Source organism: Catenulispora sp. GAS73 (genome assembly GCF_041262085.1).
In the GTDB taxonomy this organism is placed as follows: domain Bacteria; phylum Actinomycetota; class Actinomycetes; order Streptomycetales; family Catenulisporaceae; genus Catenulispora.
This window is the reverse complement of record NZ_JBGCCM010000072.1, coordinates 1-18078: the sequence shown is the minus strand read 5'-3', so window position 1 is coordinate 18078 and position 18078 is coordinate 1. Positions and strand designations below refer to the sequence as shown.

Below are 18078 nucleotides of genomic sequence, written 5' to 3'. Positions count from 1 at the left end.
ACAAGAACCCGATGTATCAGAGGTCTCGTTTCCCATGCCACCCGGCAGCCCAGGGCCTTGACACCCACCACAAACCCTTAACTACCCGCTCTTGCAAACCGGCCAGGTTGGCAGAGCCCGCCGACGCGGCGAGGGACCCAGAACCAACACCCCCCATGGTCCTTCGGACCCCCTCACCACGGGGCCGGTCGCGCAGCCCCGTCACCACCCGTAGTCGGCAAGGCGCCAGTCCTCACCGATACCGGCGGCCTGGCCGCACCAGTTCCGTTGGTCCCCACCCCAAAACCAGGGCGCCGAGCCGCGGAAGCACGCGGCCCGGCGCCCTCTACCACCGACGCGAAACGCCCCGAGGTCAGGCGTTCATGAACTCGTCGATGCGGAGCGGCCGGTTGGTGATGCGGACATCGCCGAGCCAGCCGTTGTGGATCTGGTTGATGGCGCCGTTGTACTCGTAGCCGCCGAGGAGCCAGGAGTGGTTCAGCGTCGTGATGCCGATGGCCGGGGTCGCGGGGTTGCGGCCCTCCTCACAGCCGTTGACGTACATGCGGTTCACCTTGCCGTCGTTGACCATCGCGACGTGCCACCACTCGCCCAGGGGCAGCAGGTGGCTCCAGGTGGTCGAGGCGCCGGGCTGGTTCAGCGGGTAGACGTTCCACTGGAGCTCGGAGCCGCCGGACAGGCTCAGGGTCGCGATCGGCTCCTGCGGGTCCGTGTTGCCGCCGGACTTGCCGGCCTCGCTGGCGATGCCCCAGCGGCTGAGCAGGCCGCTCCAGGCGCTCTGCGAGGAGTCCCAGTTCGCGGGCAGCTTGAAGAACGCCTCGAAGGTGTAGCCGTGCTGGAACGTCTCGGCGTTCAGCGGGGCGTTCGGGACCGTCTGCAGCCAGGCGCCCTGGACCGGGTGGCCCTGGCCGACGAAGCGCAGCGAGCCGTGGCTCGGCTGGTCGGGGTGGAACTCGGTGGTGGACCAGCTCAGGGGCGTGCCCGAGGTGCCGGGGACGTTCTCCTTCACCAGGTCGTTGCCCTTGCCGGACAGGTCGCGGATCACCTGGTTGTCGCCGACCGCCGAGCCGTCGGCGCCGCCGCCGTCGAAGCGCCAGTAGGCCAGGGTGCCGTGGATCAGCATCTTGTTCGCCGGGCGCGCGGGACGTGTCGGGACCGGCGCGAATCCGTGGAACCGCTGGTCGAAGTCGACCGACATGGAGAAGCGGTCGACCGAGGAGGTCAGTTCGATCTCCTGCCCGGCGAGCTCGTTCACCTCGCTGGTGGGCAGGCTGCGGAAGAAGGGCGAGAACGTCGACACGTCGATGGTGTTGCGCCGCATGTCGAAGCGGTACGTGCGGATCATCGCCGAGCCGCCGTAGTAGCGGTCCTGGTAGTTGGTGATGTGCACGTGCACGTCGTTGCCCGCGGTGTTGCTCAGCGTGGTGGACCCGGGCGGCCAGTAGTGGCCGTTGAGGGTCAGGAACACCTGGTCGTGGTTCTTGATCAGGCCGTCCCACAGCTGCTGGCCGTAGTCCGACAGGTACGCCGTGCCGGAGTCGTCGGCGTAGGCGATCTCGTGCGTGGTGACGATCACCGGCAGCGTCGGGTGGTCGGCGATCACCTGGTCGGCCCAGGCGAACCCGGCCGGCGACAGCCGCCAGTCCAGGCCCAGCAGCAGCCAGTCGCGGCCGCCGCCGCGGAAGACGTGGAAGGTGTTGTAGCCGTCGGGGCTCGAACCGCCGTAGGTCTTGGACTTCGCCGCGCGCGCCTTGGTGAACGTGCCCGAGTACGGCGTGGCGCCGCGCTGGTCGGTGCCGGAGACGTCGTGGTTGCCGGCGACGACGCTGTAGCCGGCCTTCTTGCGGTCCAGCATCTCGAACACCGAACCGGCGGCGGCGAACTCCCCGGCCTGCCCGTTCTGCGTGATGTCGCCGAGGTGCGCCATGAAGACGATGTTCGCGTCCTCATCGCCGCTGAGGATGTAGCGGAACGAGGCCTCCATCGGCGCCGGGTGGATCCGGTCCTGGTCGAACATGTACTGCGTGTCCGGCATGACGACCAGGGTGAACACCGGGTTGTCGGGGTCCGGGTCCCAGCGGGCGCCCGGGTCGCTGGTGTCGATCTTGGTGATGTCGTAGACGCTCGACCCGTCGTGCTTGGCGTCGGCGGAGACACCGGCGGCACCAGCGGCGTCACCGGCGTCACCGGTCGCGGCCGAGGCGGACGCGGCCGGCCCGAACACGGTGGCGCCGGAGGCCAGCGCGGTCGCGCCGGCGCCCAACAGCCCGGCGTTGCGCAGGAAGGACCGCCGGCCGGTCGCAGCCGGGCCGGCGGAGTCGAAGTCGGCGGTGCGGGGGCACTGGCAGTGAGCGTCTTCGTGCTCGTGGTTCATAACGGCTCCGTGGGGTGAGGATTCCGCCGGTACCGTATGCGCCGCCCCGCGTCCGGCGAGGATCTCTCGAACCACGGCCGGTCGAACATCGGTGGAACGCGTTAGTGGCGCAGCCTCACAAAAGCGGCCGCACGCACTCCGCGAACGTGTAAGCCTCCTCCAAGTGCGGATACCCGGACAGCACGAACTCCTCGATCCCCGCGTCCCGGTAGTCCTGAAGCCGCTCGGCCACCTCCTCGTGGCTCCCGACCAGCGCCGTCCCTGCGCCGCCGCGCACCAGTCCGATCCCGGCCCACAGGTTCGGCGCCACCAGCAGCCGCGAGCGGTCGCCGCCGTGCAGGGCCAGCATGCGGCGCTGACCCTCCGACTCCAGCGCACTCAGTCGCTGCTGGCCGGCGGCGACCGTCGCGTCGTCGAGCCCGGCGATGAGCTTGTCGGCGGCGCGCCACGCCTCCTCGGACGTGTCCCGGCTCAGAACATGGATCCGCAGCCCGAAACGGAGCTCGCGACCGAGCTTCGCCGCGCGCTCGCGCACCCGCTCCACTTTCTCGGCCACCTGCGCCACCGGCTCGCCCCACGTCAGATACGTGTCCGCGTGCTTGGCCGCGACGTCCAGCGCCGGATCCGACGACCCGCCGAAGTAGACACGCGGCGTCGGTACAGGTGGTTCGCGCAGGTGGCCGCCGCGGATCTCGTGGTAGCCGCCGAGGTAGTCGAACGGTTTCCCGGACCACGCCGAGCGCACCACGTCCAGGAACTCCTCGGCGCGCTCGTAGCGCTGGTCGTGGTCCAGCACGTCGCCGTACCCGCGCTGCTCGGCGTCGCTGCCGCCGGTGACGACGTTCAGCAGCAGCCGCCCCTCGGACAGCCGCTGGAACGTCGCCGCCATCTGCGCCGCCAGCACCGGGCTCACCAGCCCCGGCCGGAACGCCACCAGGAACCGCAGCCGCCGGGTCGCGGCGATCAGCGCGGCGGTCACGATCCACGCGTCCTCGCAGTGCGCCCCGGTCGGGGTGAGGACGCCGTCGAACCCGAGATCGTCGGCGGCCCGCGCGAGCTGTGTCAGATAGGCCAAGGTCGCCGGACGCGTGCCGGCCGGAGCGGGACCCGTATCGACATCGGAACGGCCGGAGCCGTCGGAGACCGGCAACGGCAACGGCCCCGAAGCGCCGCCGATCCCCGCGCCGTGCACCGACGAACTCAGCTGCCGTGCGTCACCGCCGGTCGGCAGAAACCAGTGGAAGTTCATAGCCGCACGCCGCCGCTCAGGAGTTGCTGGCCGGCAGGCCGGGCGGATTCACCAGCGACGTCGGCACCGCCTCGCTGCTGAGGTTCCACGCCGCCAGCCACTTGCCGTAGTCGCCGCTCTGTTTCAGATAGTTGATGGCGTCGGCGATCGGCTTGGCCAGCCCGCTGTCCTTCTTGGTCGTCGCCGCGATCAGTCCCTGCAACGTCGCCCCGGCCCCCGAGTACTCACCGGCGATCCGCACCGGGTTCGGCGTCTTCGCCTTCGCCGTCACGTCATACGCGACCTCGGGATTCGGCCCGAGGAAGATGTCGATCTTCCCCGACGTCAGCGCCAGCGACACCCCGTTGGCGTCCGGGTAGTACTTGATGGCCACGTCCTTGCCCTCGGCGCGCAGCTTGGTCTGCCACTCCAGCAGGATCTTCTCCTGGTTGGTCCCGGACGAGACCGCGACCGTCTTGCCGGCCAGGACGTGGTAGTCGCCCGAGAACGTCCACGTGCTCGACTTCAACGTCTCGAACCCGAGGTTGTCGTCGCGGTAGCTGGCGAAGTCGTACTTCTGCTTGCGCTGCTCGGTGTCGGTGATGTTGGAGAACCCGACCGCGTCCTTGCCGCTGTCGATCCCGACGAACATGTTGTCCCACGTGGCGTTGTCGAGCGTCGGCTTGAGCCCGAGGACCGCGGCGACGAGCCGTCCCAGGTCCGGCTCGGAGCCGGTGAGGGTCTTCTGGTCGCTGCCGATGAAGGCCAGCGGCGCGCTCCCGGCCGGCAGCGCGCCGACGGCGATCTTGAGCGTCCCGCCGTCGCGGATCGCCGCCGGAAGCTCGGCGCGGATCGAGTCCTGCTGCGCGACGGTCAGATCGTTCTCAGTCGCGGCGCCGTTCGACACGGCACCGACCTTCACCACCGTCGACCCGGCAGCCGCCGGCGCGCTCTCGGTCTTCGACCCCGAACCCCCGCTGGAGCACGCCGAGGCCAGCAGGGCCACAGCGAATATCGGCACGGCGAATCTGAGCTTGTTGCCAGTCATGGATATGTCTCCAATACAGAAAGCTGTTAAAGAACCTTGCTGAGGAACTCACGCGTCCGCGGATGCTGAGGCCGGTCCAGGACCTGATCCGGCGGCCCCTCCTCGACGATCCGGCCGCCGTCCATGAACACGACCCGGTCCGCGGCCTCCCGCGCGAACCCGATCTCGTGCGTGACCACGATCAGCGTCGTCCCGGTCCCGGCCAGATCCTTCATCGCGGCCAGCACCTCGCCGACCAGCTCCGGATCCAGCGCCGAGGTCGGCTCGTCGAACAGGACCACGCCGGGCCGCAGCGCCAGCGCCCGCGCGATCGCGACCCGCTGCTGCTGCCCGCCCGACAACTGCGACGGATAGGCATCGGTCTTCTCGGCCAGCCCCACCGAGGCCAACAGCTCCAGAGCCCGCGCCCGGGCCTCGGCCTTCGTCGCCCTACCGGTAGCCACCGGGGCCGCGGCGACGTTCTCCACCACCGTCAGATGCGGGAACAGGTTGAAGTCCTGGAACACGAACCCGATGTCAGCCCGCTGAGCCAGGATCGCGCGCTCGCTGAGCTCCTTGAGCCGGGTCCCGTGCTGCCGCACCCCGATCAGGACGCCGTTCACCGACACGTGCCCGGCGTCCAGCTTCTCCAGATGGTTGACGGCCCGCAGCAGCGTCGACTTCCCCGCCCCGGAAGGGCCGATGATGACCGTGACGTGCCCCGGGCAGACCGTCAGGTCGACGTCGTCGAGCACCTTGTGCGCCCCGAACGACTTGCTGGCTCCGCGGACCTCCACCGCGGCGGCGAGCGCGCTCATCGCTCCCCCGCCCGCAGCCGCCGCTCGATCCAGTACTGCGCCACCGACACCAGGCTGGTCAGGATCACGTACCAGGCCGTGGCCACCAGCAGCAGCGGCACCACGTCGCCGGGATACGTGCTGCTCATCGTCTGCACCTGCCCGAACAGGTCCAGCAGCGAGACGTAGAACACCAGCGACGTGCCCTTGATCAGCCCGATCAGTTGGTTGACATAGGCCGGCACGATCGCGCGCAGCGCCTGCGGCAGCACGATCCGCCGGAACTGGTACCAGCGCGGCAGCCCGAGCGCCGCGGCTGCCTCCCGCTGCCCTCGTCCCACCGACAGGATCCCGCCGCGCACCACCTCGGCGGCGTAGGCGGCCTCGTTCAGGCTCAGCCCGATCGTCGCCACCACGAGCTCGGTGGCCAGCTTGTTCTCGTCGAAGCGGAAGAAGCTCGGCCCGAACGGCACGCCCAGGCTCAGGGTCTTGTACAGCGCGCTGAAGTTGAACAGGATCAGCAGCACCACGATCAGCGGCACCGAGCGGAACAGCCAGATGTAGACCCAGCTGATCGTCCGCAGCACCGGATTGCGCGACAGCCGCGCCAGCGCCAGCACCACGCCGCCGATCAGTCCGAGCACCGCCGACAGCGCGGTGACCTCCAGCGTGACCCACAGGCCGCGCAGGATGACCGGCCGCGCGAACCAGTAGCCGAACCGGCCCCACTGGTAGAACGGGTTGGTGGCCAGGCCGTGGACGAACTGCGCGGCCAGTACGAGCACTGCGATGGTCGCGATCCAACGGCCCGGATGACGCAACGGGATCACGCGCTGCGTGCTCAGCTCCACATGCGCTCTGTCGGCGATCCCGACGCCCTCAGCGGGTTCGGCGGAGATGCTCATCAGAAGCCCGGATCCGGGTTGATCTGCGAGGACTTCACCTCGGTGTCGGGGACTCCCCACTTGGCGAAGATCTTCGCGTAGCCGCCGTCGGCGATCAGCGCGTTCACCGCGTCGGACAGCGGCTTGGTCAGCGGCGAGCCCTTGGCCGTGACCACGCCGACCGGCGTGGTGCTGATCTGGCCGAGGAACTTCGTGTTCGGCACGTGCAGCGCGTCGTACTTCACGCTCAACGTCGGGCCGAACAGCACGTCGATCTTGCCGTTGGCCAGGCCCAGGAAGATCGGGGCGCTGTCGGCGAAGTACTGGACCTGGTACGGCTTCTTGCCGGCCGCGGAGCACTGCGACGCGCCGTTGGTGAGGATCTGCTGGAAGGTCGAGCCGGGACTGGTCGCCACCGTGTAGCCGCACAGGTCCGCCAGGGTGCTGATCTTGTCCGCGGACACGCTCGACGCGCCCAGGAACGATTGGCCGTCGGTGAGGTACGTGGCGAAGTCGACGATCTTCTCGCGCGCCTTGGTGACGCCGAAGTTGCCCCAGCCGACGTCGAACTTGCCGTTCTGGGTGCCCGGGATGATGGTCTGGAACGTGCCGTACTGGGTGTCCCAGGTGACGCCGAGCTTCTTGGCGATGGCGTTGCGCAGGTCGACGTCCAGGCCGACCTCCTTGCCGGCGGCGTCCACGCCGTCGTGCGGCAGCCCGGACAGGCCGGTGGGCTGCGTGGTCCCCAGCAGCAGCGTGCCGCGAGAGGCGATGGATGCCGGCAGTTCGGCCTTCAGCTTGGGGTCGGTCTGCACGCCGGAGACCACGTCCTGGGTCGGGAGCGACGCCGGGGCGCTGCCCGCGGCCGCGACCGGCGCGCCGGCGACCGGCTTGGAGGCCGAGCCGCAGGCAGTGGCCAGCAGGAGAGTGGCTGCCGCCAGGGCGGTGCCGGCAAAAACGGCAAGGCGCGATCGACGGCCTGGACGGCCGGGGGTCGTCACGGAAGTGGTCCCTTCGGGATGGAATATGAGGGGTGAGAGTCAGAGATCTGATGCCGGATTGGATGCCGGAGTGGATCAGAGGACCGCGGACAGGAAGGCCCGCGCGCGCTCGTTGCCCGGCCGGTCCAGCACGTCGGACGGCGCGCCGGACTCGACGATCCGGCCGCCGTCCAGGAACACCGCCTGATCGGCGACCTCCCGGGCGAACCCGATCTCGTGGGTGACGATGATCATCGTCATGCCGCCGACCGCGAGGTCCCGGATCACGCCCAGCACCTCGCCGACCAGCTCGGGGTCCAGCGCCGAGGTCGGCTCGTCGAACAGCAGCAGCCGGGGCTCCATCGCCAGCGCCCGCGCGATGGCCACGCGCTGCTGCTGGCCGCCGGACAACTCGCGCGGGTAGGCGCCCTCCCGGCCGGCCAGGCCGACCCGGGCCAGCAGCTCGCCCGCCTTCGCCGCCGCCTCGGACTTCGGCACGCCGCGTACCGCCACCGGCGCCTCGACGAGGTTCTCCAGCACCGTGAGATGCGGGAACAGGTTGAACTGCTGGAAGACCATGCCGACCTGGGTGCGCTGCCGGGTGATCTCGCGCGCCGGCAGTTCGTGCAGCCGGCCGTCGTGGTACCGGTAGCCGACGACCTCGCCGGCCACCTCGACGAAACCGGCGTCCGGCCGCTCCAGGTGGTTCACGCAGCGCAGCAGGGTGGACTTGCCCGAGCCCGAGGGGCCGAGCAGCACCGTCACCGAGCCCTCGGCGACGTCCAGGTCGACGCCGTCGAGCACGCGGTGCGCGCCGAAGCTCTTCCGCAGGCCTCTGACCCGGACCAGGGGCCGCGCCCCGTCGGCGGTCACGACCCGCTCCCGGTGGCCCCGGTGGCCAGGCCGCCCCGGCCGAACAGCGGCAGGTTGCGCCGGAACAGAGCGCCGAAGCCGTCGCCGCGCCGGTTCGTCCCACGTGCGTAGCGCCGTTCGACGAAGTACTGCCCGATCGACAGCACGGTCGTCAGGACGATGTACCACAGCGTCGCGACCAGCAGCAGCGGGATGATCTGGAAGTTCTCGTTGTAGATGAGCTGCGAGGAGTACAGCAGGTCCTGCACCGCGATGACGCTGACGATCGAGGTCGCCTTCAGCATCCCGATCAGCAGGTTCCCCGAGGCCGGCACGATCGCCGGCATCGCCTGCGGCAGCACGATCCGCCGGAAGATCCGGCCACGGCCCAGGCCCAGCGCCTGCGCCGCCTCAACCTGGCCGGCCGGGACGGCCAGGATCCCGCCGCGGATGATCTCGGCGGAGAACGCGGCGACGTCCAGGCTCAGCGCGACGAACGCGGCCAGGATGCCGCCGAACAGGTGCGCGGTCTTGAAGGTGGCGAACTCCGGACCGAACGGGATCCCCAACGACAGCCTTGGATACAGCGAGGCGAGTTCGTACCAGAACAACAGCTGGACCAGCATCGGCACCGAGCGGATGAGCCAGACGAAGCCGAACCCGAGAGACTTCAGGATCGGGTTCTTCGACAGCCGCGCGGCGGCCACCGCGGTGCCGAGGAGGTAGCCGGTGACCAGGACCGCGGCGGTCAGCCAGATCGTGAGCTCCAAGCCGTGCAGGATGGAGTGCTCGAAGAAATAGCCGCGGACTATGGGCCATTGGAAGCGCTTGTTGGTCACCAGCGTGTGGACCAGCATCGCGGCCAGGACCAGCAGCAACGCGGCCGAGACCCACAGGCCGGGGCGGCGCGGCGCCACCAGGCGGGCCGCCAGCAGCTGGTCGTCGGCGGGAATCGGATCGTCGGCAGGAGCGGACAGGAGCGGTATTCGCTCCGTTACGTCAGTCATGGTGAGTGCCTTCGAGGCGGGTCGGGACGAGACAGGACGGCCGGTCAGCGGACCGGAGCGTCACCCGGACACAGCGCACTGTTGACACGCAGCAGGTCGACATGGCGCCGGATGACCCGGAGCTGGGAATACAAAGACTGCATACGGGCCACACCTCGCTTCGTCAAGACCATGCCTATCGAACTACTGGAGATTGGGTACGGTCATCAGCATGCCAACAAAGCCCACTGATCCGTCAGCCCCGTCTCACGTTCTGGACGATCCGGCCCGCGCCTCGCTGCTCGGGGCGCACGCCCGCTTCGCCGAATCGGTCGGCGCCGTGCTGCGCTACCACCCGGACGTCTCGATCTTCGTCTCGCTGCCGCCGGACCCCGGCGAGCAGGACTGGCGCGACGCCGCCAAGCTGCTCGGCGCCGGCGGCATCCTGCCCACCGGCGGCACCGAACCGTCGACCCCACCGGGCTGGGAGCAGGTCATGCGGATCCCCGGCGTGCAGATGACCGGCGAGGACTTCTTCGGCGCGGCGGATCCCGACGTGGTCCGGCTCGGCGCCGACGACGTGCCGGAGATGACCGCGCTGGTCGAGCACGCCAACCCCGGACCGTTCCGGCCGCGGACCGTCGAGCTGGGCACCTACCTGGGCCTGCGGCACGAGGGCCGGCTGATCGCGATGGCCGGCGAGCGCCTGCACCCGCCGGGCTGGACCGAGATCAGCGCGGTGTGCACGCACGCCGACTTCCGCGGGCAGGGGCTGGCCACGCGCCTGATCCACGCGGTGGCGCACGGGATCCGCGAACGCGGCGAGGTCCCGTTCCTGCACACCAGCGCCGAGAACCACACCGCGATCCGGCTGTACGAGCAGCTCGGATTCGTGTTGCGCCGGCGGGTGGTGTTCGGGGCTTACCAGGTGCCCGTCCAGTATGCGGACTGAGAACGACGATCTTCTTGACGAACTCAGGACGTGCTCTACTATCCCCAGTATCTCAATAGGGATTCCGACCAGAACAGCGAGGGAGGTGAAGGCGTTGCCCACCGCCACCGGCTATTACTCGCGGCGCCACATCGACCTGCAGCGCATCGCCAGCGCCCTGTGTCCCGCGCACCGGCGCGTCTGAACGAGCTCTTCCCGCCTCACCTGCACCAGCGGCGCGCCTTCGGCGCCCGGCTGATTCCTTGCCTCATCCCTCTCTTCACGTGCACCCCGCGCGTTCCGCTCGGCCGCCGTCCCGTCACGGCGGCGGCCCGACCACCGCCGCGCACCGGTGCGCAGAAAGCGATTTCGCATGTCCCCCGATCCCTTGCTCCACCTGGCCGTCGCCCTGGACGGCGCGGGCTGGCACCCGGCCGCCTGGCGCGAGCCGGACGCCCGCCCCGACGAGCTGTTCCGCGGCCGCTACTGGACCGACCTGGTCGCCGAGGCCGAGGAAGGCCTGCTCGACTTCGTCACCATCGAGGACTCCTTCGGGCTGCAGAGCACCGACTTCAACGACGTCGACGACCGGGTCGACCAGGTCCGGGGCCGCCTGGACGCGGTGCTGACGGCGGCCCGGACGGCGCCGGCGACCTCGCACGTCGGGATCGTGCCGACCGTCGTGGCCACGCACTCCGAGCCGTTCCACCTGTCCAAGGCGATCGCCACGCTGGACTACGCCTCGACCGGCCGAGCGGGTCTGCGGATCCAGATATCCGCCAAGCCGTACGAGTTCGCGCTGTTCGGGCGCCGCACCACCGAACCGGTCCGGCTGGCCGACATCGACACCGACGAAGTGCAGGCGCAAATCGCGGAGCGTTTCAGCGAGGCGGCCGACTACGTCGAGGTGCTGCGCCGGCTCTGGGACAGCTGGGAGGACGACGCCGAGATCCGCGACGCCGCCACCGGCCGCTTCATCGACCGGGACAAGCTGCACCACATCGACTTCGAGGGCGACTGGTTCGACGTGCGGGGCCCGTCGATCACCCCACGTCCGCCGCAGGGGCAGCCGATCGTCACGGCCCTGGGCCACGCGACGATTCCCTACCAGCTCATCGCACGCTCCGCGGACGTCGGCTTCGTCACGCCGCACGACCGGCCCGGTGCCGCCGCGATCGTCGCGGAGATCCGGCGCGAGCAGGAGTTCGCCGGCCGCGCGTCGGACACCGTGCACGTGTTCGGCGATCTGGTGGTCTTCCTCGACGAGAGCACCCAGGCCGCCGAGGAGCGCCGGGCCCGCCTGGACGAGCTGGCCGGCACGCCGTTCACCAGCGACGCGCACATCTTCGCCGGGACCCCGTCGGAGCTCGCGGATCTGCTGGCCGACTGGCGGCACGCCGGGCTCACCGGCTACCGGCTGCGCCCGGCCGCGCTGCCGCACGACTTGACGCAGATCACTCGCGGCCTGGTGCCGGAACTCCAGGCCCGCGGCCTGTTCCGGACCGCGTATCAGGCCACGACTTTGCGCGGGCACCTGGGCCTTTCGCGCCCCGCCAACCGCTACGCCGCCGCCTCCGATCCCGCCCTCGCCGCGGTCTAGGTCTTTTTAAGAACCGGGGGCAGCTTAGAACTCCTCGGAAGCAGAGAAAGAGCCCAAGCATGAGCAAGCCCGTGAAGCAGATCCATCTGGCCGCGCACTTCCCCGGCGTCAACAACACCACGGTGTGGAGCGATCCGGCCGCCGGCAGCCACATCGATTTCGCCTCGTTCAAGCACTTCGCGCAGACCGCGGAACGCGCCAAGTTCGACTTCTTCTTCCTGGCCGAGGGTCTGCGGCTGCGCGAGCAGGGCGGGCAGATCTACGACCTGGACGTGGTCGGGCGCCCGGACACCTTCACGGTGCTCTCGGCGCTGGCCGCCGTCACCGACCGGATCGGCCTGACCGGGACCATCAACTCCACGTTCAACGAGCCGTACGAGGTGGCGCGGCAGTTCGCGTCGCTGGACCACCTGTCCGAGGGGCGCGCGGCGTGGAACGTGGTCACGTCGTGGGACGCCTTCACCGGCGAGAACTTCCGGCGCGGCGGCTACCTCGCCGAGGAGGACCGGTACGACCGGGCACAGACGTTCCTGCGCACGGCGTGGGAGCTGTTCGACTCCTGGGACGGCTACCGGATCGAGGCGGACAAGGAATCAGGGGTCTTCCTCTCCGACCCGAAGGCCGGCACCTTCGAGCACCGGGACCGGCACTTCGACATAGCCGGGCGGTTCAACGTGCCGACCTCGCCGCAGGAGCGGCCGGTCATCTTCCAGGCCGGCGACTCCGACGGCGGCCGGGAGTTCGCCGCGGCGGCGTCCGACGCCATCTTCGGGCGGCACAGCCAGCTGGAGCCGGGCAAGGCGTTCTACGCCGACGTCAAGGGCCGGCTGGCGAAGTACGGCCGGACGCACGAGGACCTGCTGATCCTGCCGGCAGCGACGTTCGTGCTCGGCGACACCGACGCCGAGGCCGCGGAGCTGGCGGTCGAGGTGCGGCGCGCGCAGGTCAGCGGGCAGACCGCGATCAAGTTCCTGGAGCAGCTGTGGAACCGGGACCTGAGCGCGTACGACCCGGACGGGCCCCTGCCGGAGATCGATCCCGATGTCAGCGGCGATTCGATCTCCAAGGGCCGGGCCGCGGACCGGATGTACCGGGACCGGATCGCCGCCGCGCGCGAGTACCGGGAGGAGGCCGAGGCGAAGGGGTTGTCGATCAGGGAACTGATGATCGAGAAGACCTCGCGACAGTCGTTCATCGGGTCGGCCGAGACCGTCGCGACGCAGATCGACGAGCTGGTGCAGGCCGACGCGGCGGACGGGTTCATCCTGGTGCCGCACATCACGCCGGGTGGGTTCGACGTGTTCGCCGACACCGTGGTGCCGATCCTGCAGGAGCGCGGGCGGTTCCGGACGGAGTACGAGGGCACGACGCTGCGGGAGCATCTGGGGTTGGCCAAGCCGCGGAAGACGCCGTCGGTCGCGGTGGGTTCTGCCGCTGCGGCGCCGGCCGCCGTGAGTGCCGGCACGGAGGCTGTCGCGGCGGGAGCCGGTCGATGAAGTTCCTGACCATCTCGCTGATCGTGCACGCCCCGGATCCGACCACCGGCGTGCAGGCCTCGGCGAACGAGCGGTTCCGGCAGGTCGTGGACGCCGCGGTGCTCGCCGAGGAGCTGGGCTTCGACGGTTTCGGCGTCGGGGAGCGGCACGAGCGGCCGTTCATCTCTTCCTCGCCGACGGTCGTGCTGAGCCACATCGCGGCGAAGACCAGCCGGATCAAGCTCTTCACCGCGGTCACGACGCTGAGCCTGCTGGACCCAGTTCGCGCGTATGAGGACTATGCGACGCTCGACCACCTGTCGGGGGGCAGGCTGGAGCTGATCATCGGTAAGGGGAACGGCTCGGCACAACGCGAGCTGTTCCATGTGACGCCTGAGGATCAGTGGGAGCGCAACGCCGAGGCGTACGAACTGTTCCGGCGGATCTGGCGCCAGGACAAGGTGACGGCCACGCCGAAGTTCCGTCCGGCGCTCACCGACGCGGAGGTCTGGCCGCGGCCGTTCCAGCAACCGATCCGCGTCTGGCACGGTAGCGCGACGTCGAAGGAGTCGGTCGACCTGGCCGCGCGCTACGGCGACCCGCTGTTCTCGGCGAACGTGACGAACCCGATCGAGCCCTACGCCGAGCTGGTCCGCTACTACCGCGAACGCTGGGCGTTGCACGGCCACGACCCGGCGAAGGCCGCGGTCGGCGCCGGAACCGCCGGCTTCTACGCGGCGGCGACGTCGCAGGAGGCGCTGCGCGCGTACGCGCCGGTGTTCGCGGGGCACCTGGCGATGCACAAGCGGCTGGGGATCGAGCCGGTGTTCCCGACGCTGGAGGACTTCGTGACGCGCAGCTCGGCGCTGATCGGGAGCCCGCAGCAGATTCTGGAGAAGGTGCACCGGTACTACGAGCAGTTCGGGCACACGGTCATGCATCTGCAGGCCGAGCCCACGGGGCTGAGCACCGCCGAGCACCGGGCCTCCCTGGAGCGGTTCCAGGCGGAGATCGCGCCAGTGCTGCGGCGGGGGATTCCCGACCCGCCGTGGGACTGGGACGCCCGGCCGGATGCCGAGGCCGCCGCCGCGCTGCCGCAAGCCGACCCGACCGCCGACGCCCGCGCCGCTTTCGTCGCCGACGCCGCGCCGACGATCTCGGTCACCGGTCCCAGTGCCGATGCCGGTGCCAGGGCTGGTATCAGGGCTGGTGCCAGTGCCACGCCGGCCGCCGCCGTCAAATCCGCCGCTGCCAGCACGGTCACGGCCTCGGCTACCGAGCCCGCTACAGCTCGTGCTGCCGATCTCGCTGCCGAGCCCGGCCAGCCGTCCTCCCTCTGGCCGCCGCACCTCGTCCCATCCCAACAAGGAGCCTGATCCGCATGTCCACCACTCCCCTCGGCGTCCTGGACCTGGTCCCGATCAGCTCCGGATCCACGGCTTCCCAGGCGCTGCGCAACAGCATCGACCTCGCCAAGCAGACCGAGAGCTTCGGCTACGCGCGTTACTGGTTCGCCGAGCACCACCTCAACCCCGGCGTGGCCGGCACCAGCCCGGCCGTCGTCCTGGCGCTCACCGCCGCCGCCACGTCGAGCATCCGGCTCGGCTCCGGCGCCGTCCTGCTCGGCCACCGCACGCCGCTGAACACCGTCGAGGAGTTCGGCCTGCTCGACGCCGCGTTCCCCGGCCGGTTCGACCTCGGGCTCGGCCGCTCCGGAGGCAGCCGCACGCCCGGGACGTCGCCGCAGCCCGCGCTCGTCGGCGCGGCGTCCGTCGTCGACGGCTACACCGCCAACGGCCTGCGCATCCCGCCGCGCTTCGACTTCACGCCGCTGCTGAAGTCGCCGCGCTTCGCGCTGCACAAGGTCCTGCTCCAGCAGCCGGGGGCGCAGACCCCCGAGTACGTGGACCAGGTCGCCGACATCCTCGCGTTGCTGGCCGGCACCTACGTCGACGGCAGCGGCCAGGAGGCGCACGTCGTGCCCGGCGAGGGCGCCGAGCTGCAGATCTGGATCCTGGGCAGCAGCGGCGGGGCCAGCGCCGAGGTGGCCGGCGGCAACGGGCTGCGCTTCGCGACCAACTACCACGTGAGCCCGGCGACGGTGCTGGAGGCGGCCGAGGGCTACCGCTCCGCGTTCAAGCCCTCGGACGAGCTCGACCAGCCGCACATCGCGGTCTCGGCCGACGTCGTCGTCGCCGAGACCGAGGACCGGGCGCGGGAACTGGCCGCCGGCTACGGCCCGTGGGTGCGCAGCATCCGCACCGCCGAGGGCGCGATCCAGTTCCCGACGCCGCAGGAGGCGCGCGCCCTGCCCTGGACCGAGGCCGACCGCGCGCTGGTCGCCGACCGGGTCCAGACCCAGTTCGTCGGCACCGCCGCGCAGGTCGCCGACCAGCTGGAGGTGCTGCGCGACGCGGTCGCCGCGGACGAGCTGATCGTCACCACCATCACCCACGACCACGCCGACCGCGTCGCCTCCTACCGGCTGCTGGCCGAGGAGTGGGCGAGACGGGAGAACTGATGACTGTCCAGGACCTCACAACCGCCGCCTCCCACCATCCCAAGGAACTGCGACGCGTCTACGGCGCGTTCCCCACCGGCGTCACCGCGATAGCCGCCCTCGTGGACGGCGTCCCGGTGGGTTTGGCCGCGAGCTCATTCAACACGGTGTCGCTGGCACCCGCGCTGGTCTCGGTCTGCGCCGACGTCCGCTCGACGACCTGGCCGCTGCTGCGCACGCTGCCGCGCCTGGGCATCAGCGTCCTGGGTGCGCACCAGGAGACGGCGGTCCGCCAACTGTCGTCGAAGAGCGGGGACCGCTTCGCTTCGCTGGACTACCGCACGAGCGCGGACGGCGCGGTGTTCGTCGAGGGCGCGAGCGCCTGGCTGGAGTGCGAGATCGAGTCCGTGCACCCGGGCGGAGACCACGACATCATCCTGTTCCGGGTCCTCGACCTGGACGCCGACGGGACGGTACCCCCGTTGGTCTTCCACGCCAGCAAGTTCCAGCGTCTGGCGACCTGACGGCCGTGCGGCCATGAGCCCGGGCGGCACTCCTCGGGGGAGGTGCCGCCCGGCCTGTTCACTCGACGCCGTCCCTCACTCCGCGTCGGCGACGATCGACCCGACCCGTTCTCCCAGGCCCGGATCGCGTCGGACGAGGACCAGCGCGTAGACCAGCGCCACCACCAGCACGGCCAGCGCCAGGTACGGGAACCAGTCGTACGGCGTGGCCTGCCCCGGCTTGGCCAGGTAGTACAGCGGCACGACGATCGCCGCGGCGCCGATCAGCGGGAGCACCGCGTGCTTGACGACGTGGAACTCCTCGGGCCGGTACTTGCGGTAGTAGAACGGCAGCGCGAGGTTCGAGGCCAGATACACCAGCAGGATCAGGATGGTGCCCATCGTCGAGGACTCGCCGAAGAAGTTCACCGGGTCCATCGTCCCCTTGCCGCCGATGATGTGCAGCAGGCCCCAACCGCCGATGATCAGCATGCCCGCCGAGACGAAGACGACGATCGCGTTCAGCGGCGTACGGCGCGCCGGGTGCACGCGCCCGAGGAACGCCGGCAGCAGGCGCTCGCGGCCGGCGTTGAACAGCAGGCGGGTCTGGGAGTTGGTGCCGGAGATGAGCGAGCCGAGGGTGGACGTCAGGCCCGCGATGTAGGCGAAGAACGCCAGGATGCCGAGCGTGCCGTGGGCCACCTCGATGAACGGGACGTCGGAGGAGCCGACCTTGTCGACGTCGTAGCCGAAGCCGGTGACCGTGGCGTAGGCGAACAGCACGTACCCGACCGACATGATCCCGATGGAGGAGAACACGGCCCGGCCGACGTTGCGGCGCGGATTGTCGGTCTCCTCGGCCAGCGCCGCAGAGTTCTCCCACCCGACGAACATGTAGATGGCCAGCGGGAAGCCCTCGGCGAGCCCTGACATACCGCCCTTGACGTGACTCGGCTCGAAGGGCTTGAGCGACAGGTGCGCCCCGTGCTTGGCGATGGTCCACACCGACACCACGACCAGCACCAGCATCTCGACGGCGAAGAAGTACCCGGCGAGCTTGGTGGAGACCCCGACGCCCCGGATCATCAGCAGCACGGCGAGCCCGGTGAGCACGACCGTGAACAAGATCCACGGCACGTTCCAGTGGAAGTAGTAGTGCAGCGTGTTCTCCAGGAACCCGCCGGAAATGGCGATGACCGACGAGATGGCGATGATGTACCCGGCGGTGATGAGCAGAGCAGTGGTGACCGCGCTGGTCGGCCCGAACGTCTTGCCCACGAACGTGATGAACCCACCGGCCGACGGATGCGCCCGCGAGAACTGCGCCAGCGTGTTCCCCAGCAGCGCGACGGTGATCCCGGCGACGACGATGGTCAACGGCGAGGCCACCCCGGCCGTGGTGGCCAGCAGCCCGAAGCCGAAGTAGAAGCTCATCGCCGGCCCGATGTTGGCCATGGTGGAGCTGGCGATGTCGAGCAAGCCCAGCGAACCGCCGCGTAGGCGATCGGTGCCGGGCTGGGGGTCGGGCTCGGCGGCCGGCGGCGCGGGCGCGGTGGACGGGGGATCCATGGTGGGCATGGGTGCTCCTCGGCGGCTGGGGGGTCAGGGAGATCGGGGGGATCGGGGGGGGAATCCGGGGGGATTCAGAGCGGGGCCGCGGTCTTGCCGAGAAAATAGCTCACAGGGAGCAGATAAACAAGGGGTAATGGGTCGGCGTGAGCAATTATCTGGCGGGGAGGGTGGTGGTGCGTGTCGACGGGGGTCAGGGGGCTGGGCGGGTGGGGTTGGTCTGCGGTTTTAATGCGTTTTTTGACGGCTTCGCCAAAGGTTTGATGACCTCGCAGGAGGACGCAGTTCGGTTGAGTAGTCCTGGCACGGCGTTGCCGCGCCGTCGTGGCGGCGCGAAAATGACCGGTGTGGGTGCTGTCCGTGTCGAGGCCG

16 protein-coding genes and 1 pseudogene are annotated in these 18078 nt (G+C 70.0%); 8 read left to right on the top strand and 9 right to left on the bottom strand.

All coding sequences use genetic code 11. From position 1 onward, the window contains the following. Positions 1-352: 352 nt before the first annotated feature. From ABH935_RS49955 to ABH935_RS49920, 8 genes are all read right to left on the bottom strand, one after another. Complete coding sequence (locus ABH935_RS49955) at positions 353-2374, bottom strand: LamG-like jellyroll fold domain-containing protein (protein ID WP_370385067.1); 2022 nt, start codon at positions 2372-2374, stop codon at positions 353-355. 115 nt (positions 2375-2489) lie between these two features. After that, positions 2490-3623 carry an LLM class flavin-dependent oxidoreductase gene (locus ABH935_RS49950; RefSeq protein WP_370385066.1) on the bottom strand — a complete coding sequence of 378 codons (1134 nt, stop codon included), beginning with the start codon at positions 3621-3623 and terminating at the stop codon, positions 2490-2492. Positions 3624-3639: 16 nt separating this feature from the next. Continuing rightward, a complete protein-coding gene (locus ABH935_RS49945; protein WP_370385065.1) occupies positions 3640-4650 on the bottom strand; it encodes a transporter substrate-binding domain-containing protein in 1011 nt (336 codons plus the stop codon). Between the two features lie 26 nt (positions 4651-4676). After that, positions 4677-5447: an amino acid ABC transporter ATP-binding protein gene (locus tag ABH935_RS49940; protein ID WP_370385064.1), complete on the bottom strand. Its 771-nt coding sequence runs from the start codon at positions 5445-5447 to the stop codon at positions 4677-4679. Then, complete coding sequence (locus ABH935_RS49935) at positions 5444-6331, bottom strand: amino acid ABC transporter permease (RefSeq protein WP_370385063.1); 888 nt, start codon at positions 6329-6331, stop codon at positions 5444-5446. Before ABH935_RS49935 ends, ABH935_RS49940 begins: the two co-directional genes overlap by 4 nt. Continuing rightward, a complete protein-coding gene (locus ABH935_RS49930; RefSeq protein ID WP_370385062.1) occupies positions 6331-7311 on the bottom strand; it encodes a transporter substrate-binding domain-containing protein in 981 nt (326 codons plus the stop codon). Before ABH935_RS49930 ends, ABH935_RS49935 begins: the two co-directional genes overlap by 1 nt. Positions 7312-7386: 75 nt before the next feature. Further along, a complete protein-coding gene (locus ABH935_RS49925; protein WP_370385061.1) occupies positions 7387-8163 on the bottom strand; it encodes an amino acid ABC transporter ATP-binding protein in 777 nt (258 codons plus the stop codon). Then, complete coding sequence (locus ABH935_RS49920; protein ID WP_370385060.1) at positions 8160-9149, bottom strand: amino acid ABC transporter permease; 990 nt, start codon at positions 9147-9149, stop codon at positions 8160-8162. Before ABH935_RS49920 ends, ABH935_RS49925 begins: the two co-directional genes overlap by 4 nt. A 211-nt stretch (positions 9150-9360) precedes the next feature. Between ABH935_RS49920 and ABH935_RS49915 the strand changes: the two genes are divergently transcribed. The 7 genes and pseudogenes from ABH935_RS49915 to ABH935_RS49885 all read left to right on the top strand — a co-directional run bounded on the left by ABH935_RS49915 (position 9361) and on the right by ABH935_RS49885 (position 16158). After that, the gene (locus ABH935_RS49915; protein WP_370385059.1) at positions 9361-10080 is read left to right on the top strand and encodes a GNAT family N-acetyltransferase; all 720 of its coding nucleotides are present in this window, start codon (positions 9361-9363) and stop codon (positions 10078-10080) included. Then, entirely contained in the window at positions 10070-10264 is a 195-nt protein-coding gene (locus ABH935_RS49910) for a putative leader peptide (RefSeq protein WP_369125579.1), read from the top strand. Before ABH935_RS49915 ends, ABH935_RS49910 begins: the two co-directional genes overlap by 11 nt. 168 nt (positions 10265-10432) lie before the next feature. Further along, entirely contained in the window at positions 10433-11659 is a 1227-nt protein-coding gene (locus ABH935_RS49905) for an LLM class flavin-dependent oxidoreductase (protein ID WP_370385058.1), read from the top strand. 59 nt (positions 11660-11718) lie between these two features. Further along, positions 11719-13155, top strand: coding sequence for an NtaA/DmoA family FMN-dependent monooxygenase (locus ABH935_RS49900; protein WP_370385057.1), 1437 nt, complete (start codon positions 11719-11721; stop codon positions 13153-13155). Beyond that, positions 13152-14213 (top strand): annotated as a pseudogene (locus ABH935_RS49895) (LLM class flavin-dependent oxidoreductase); the annotation flags it as partial. The gene ABH935_RS49900 and the pseudogene ABH935_RS49895, both read left to right, overlap by 4 nt. Positions 14214-14515: 302 nt before the next feature. After that, a complete protein-coding gene (locus ABH935_RS49890; protein ID WP_370385056.1) occupies positions 14516-15655 on the top strand; it encodes an LLM class flavin-dependent oxidoreductase in 1140 nt (379 codons plus the stop codon). Continuing rightward, on the top strand, positions 15655-16158 hold the full coding sequence (locus tag ABH935_RS49885) for a flavin reductase family protein (protein ID WP_194908466.1): 504 nt from the start codon (positions 15655-15657) through the stop codon (positions 16156-16158). Before ABH935_RS49890 ends, ABH935_RS49885 begins: the two co-directional genes overlap by 1 nt. A gap of 75 nt (positions 16159-16233) precedes the next feature. Here ABH935_RS49885 and ABH935_RS49880 read toward each other — a convergent pair whose 3' ends face one another. After that, on the bottom strand, positions 16234-17706 hold the full coding sequence (locus ABH935_RS49880; RefSeq protein WP_370385068.1) for an APC family permease: 1473 nt from the start codon (positions 17704-17706) through the stop codon (positions 16234-16236). A 146-nt stretch (positions 17707-17852) separates the two neighbouring features. Between ABH935_RS49880 and ABH935_RS49875 the strand changes: the two genes are divergently transcribed. After that, the coding region (locus ABH935_RS49875) for a hypothetical protein (RefSeq protein ID WP_370385055.1) at positions 17853-18078 on the top strand (226 nt) is incomplete at its 3' end.

What these genes read in the sequence shown, in the direction of transcription:
- ABH935_RS49955 (WP_370385067.1), bottom strand. Translation starts at nt 2,374, where the DNA reads ATGAACCACGAGCACGAAGACGCTCACTGCCAGTGCCCCCGCACCGCC.
- ABH935_RS49950 (WP_370385066.1), bottom strand. Translation starts at nt 3,623, where the DNA reads ATGAACTTCCACTGGTTTCTGCCGACCGGCGGTGACGCACGGCAGCTG.
- ABH935_RS49945 (WP_370385065.1), bottom strand. Translation starts at nt 4,650, where the DNA reads ATGACTGGCAACAAGCTCAGATTCGCCGTGCCGATATTCGCTGTGGCC.
- ABH935_RS49940 (WP_370385064.1), bottom strand. Translation starts at nt 5,447, where the DNA reads ATGAGCGCGCTCGCCGCCGCGGTGGAGGTCCGCGGAGCCAGCAAGTCG.
- ABH935_RS49935 (WP_370385063.1), bottom strand. Translation starts at nt 6,331, where the DNA reads ATGAGCATCTCCGCCGAACCCGCTGAGGGCGTCGGGATCGCCGACAGA.
- ABH935_RS49920 (WP_370385060.1), bottom strand. Translation starts at nt 9,149, where the DNA reads ATGACTGACGTAACGGAGCGAATACCGCTCCTGTCCGCTCCTGCCGAC.
- ABH935_RS49915 (WP_370385059.1), top strand. Translation starts at nt 9,361, where the DNA reads ATGCCAACAAAGCCCACTGATCCGTCAGCCCCGTCTCACGTTCTGGAC.
- ABH935_RS49910 (WP_369125579.1), top strand. Translation starts at nt 10,070, where the DNA reads ATGCGGACTGAGAACGACGATCTTCTTGACGAACTCAGGACGTGCTCT.
- ABH935_RS49905 (WP_370385058.1), top strand. Translation starts at nt 10,433, where the DNA reads ATGTCCCCCGATCCCTTGCTCCACCTGGCCGTCGCCCTGGACGGCGCG.
- ABH935_RS49900 (WP_370385057.1), top strand. Translation starts at nt 11,719, where the DNA reads ATGAGCAAGCCCGTGAAGCAGATCCATCTGGCCGCGCACTTCCCCGGC.
- ABH935_RS49890 (WP_370385056.1), top strand. Translation starts at nt 14,516, where the DNA reads ATGTCCACCACTCCCCTCGGCGTCCTGGACCTGGTCCCGATCAGCTCC.
- ABH935_RS49885 (WP_194908466.1), top strand. Translation starts at nt 15,655, where the DNA reads ATGACTGTCCAGGACCTCACAACCGCCGCCTCCCACCATCCCAAGGAA.
- ABH935_RS49880 (WP_370385068.1), bottom strand. Translation starts at nt 17,706, where the DNA reads ATGGATCCCCCGTCCACCGCGCCCGCGCCGCCGGCCGCCGAGCCCGAC.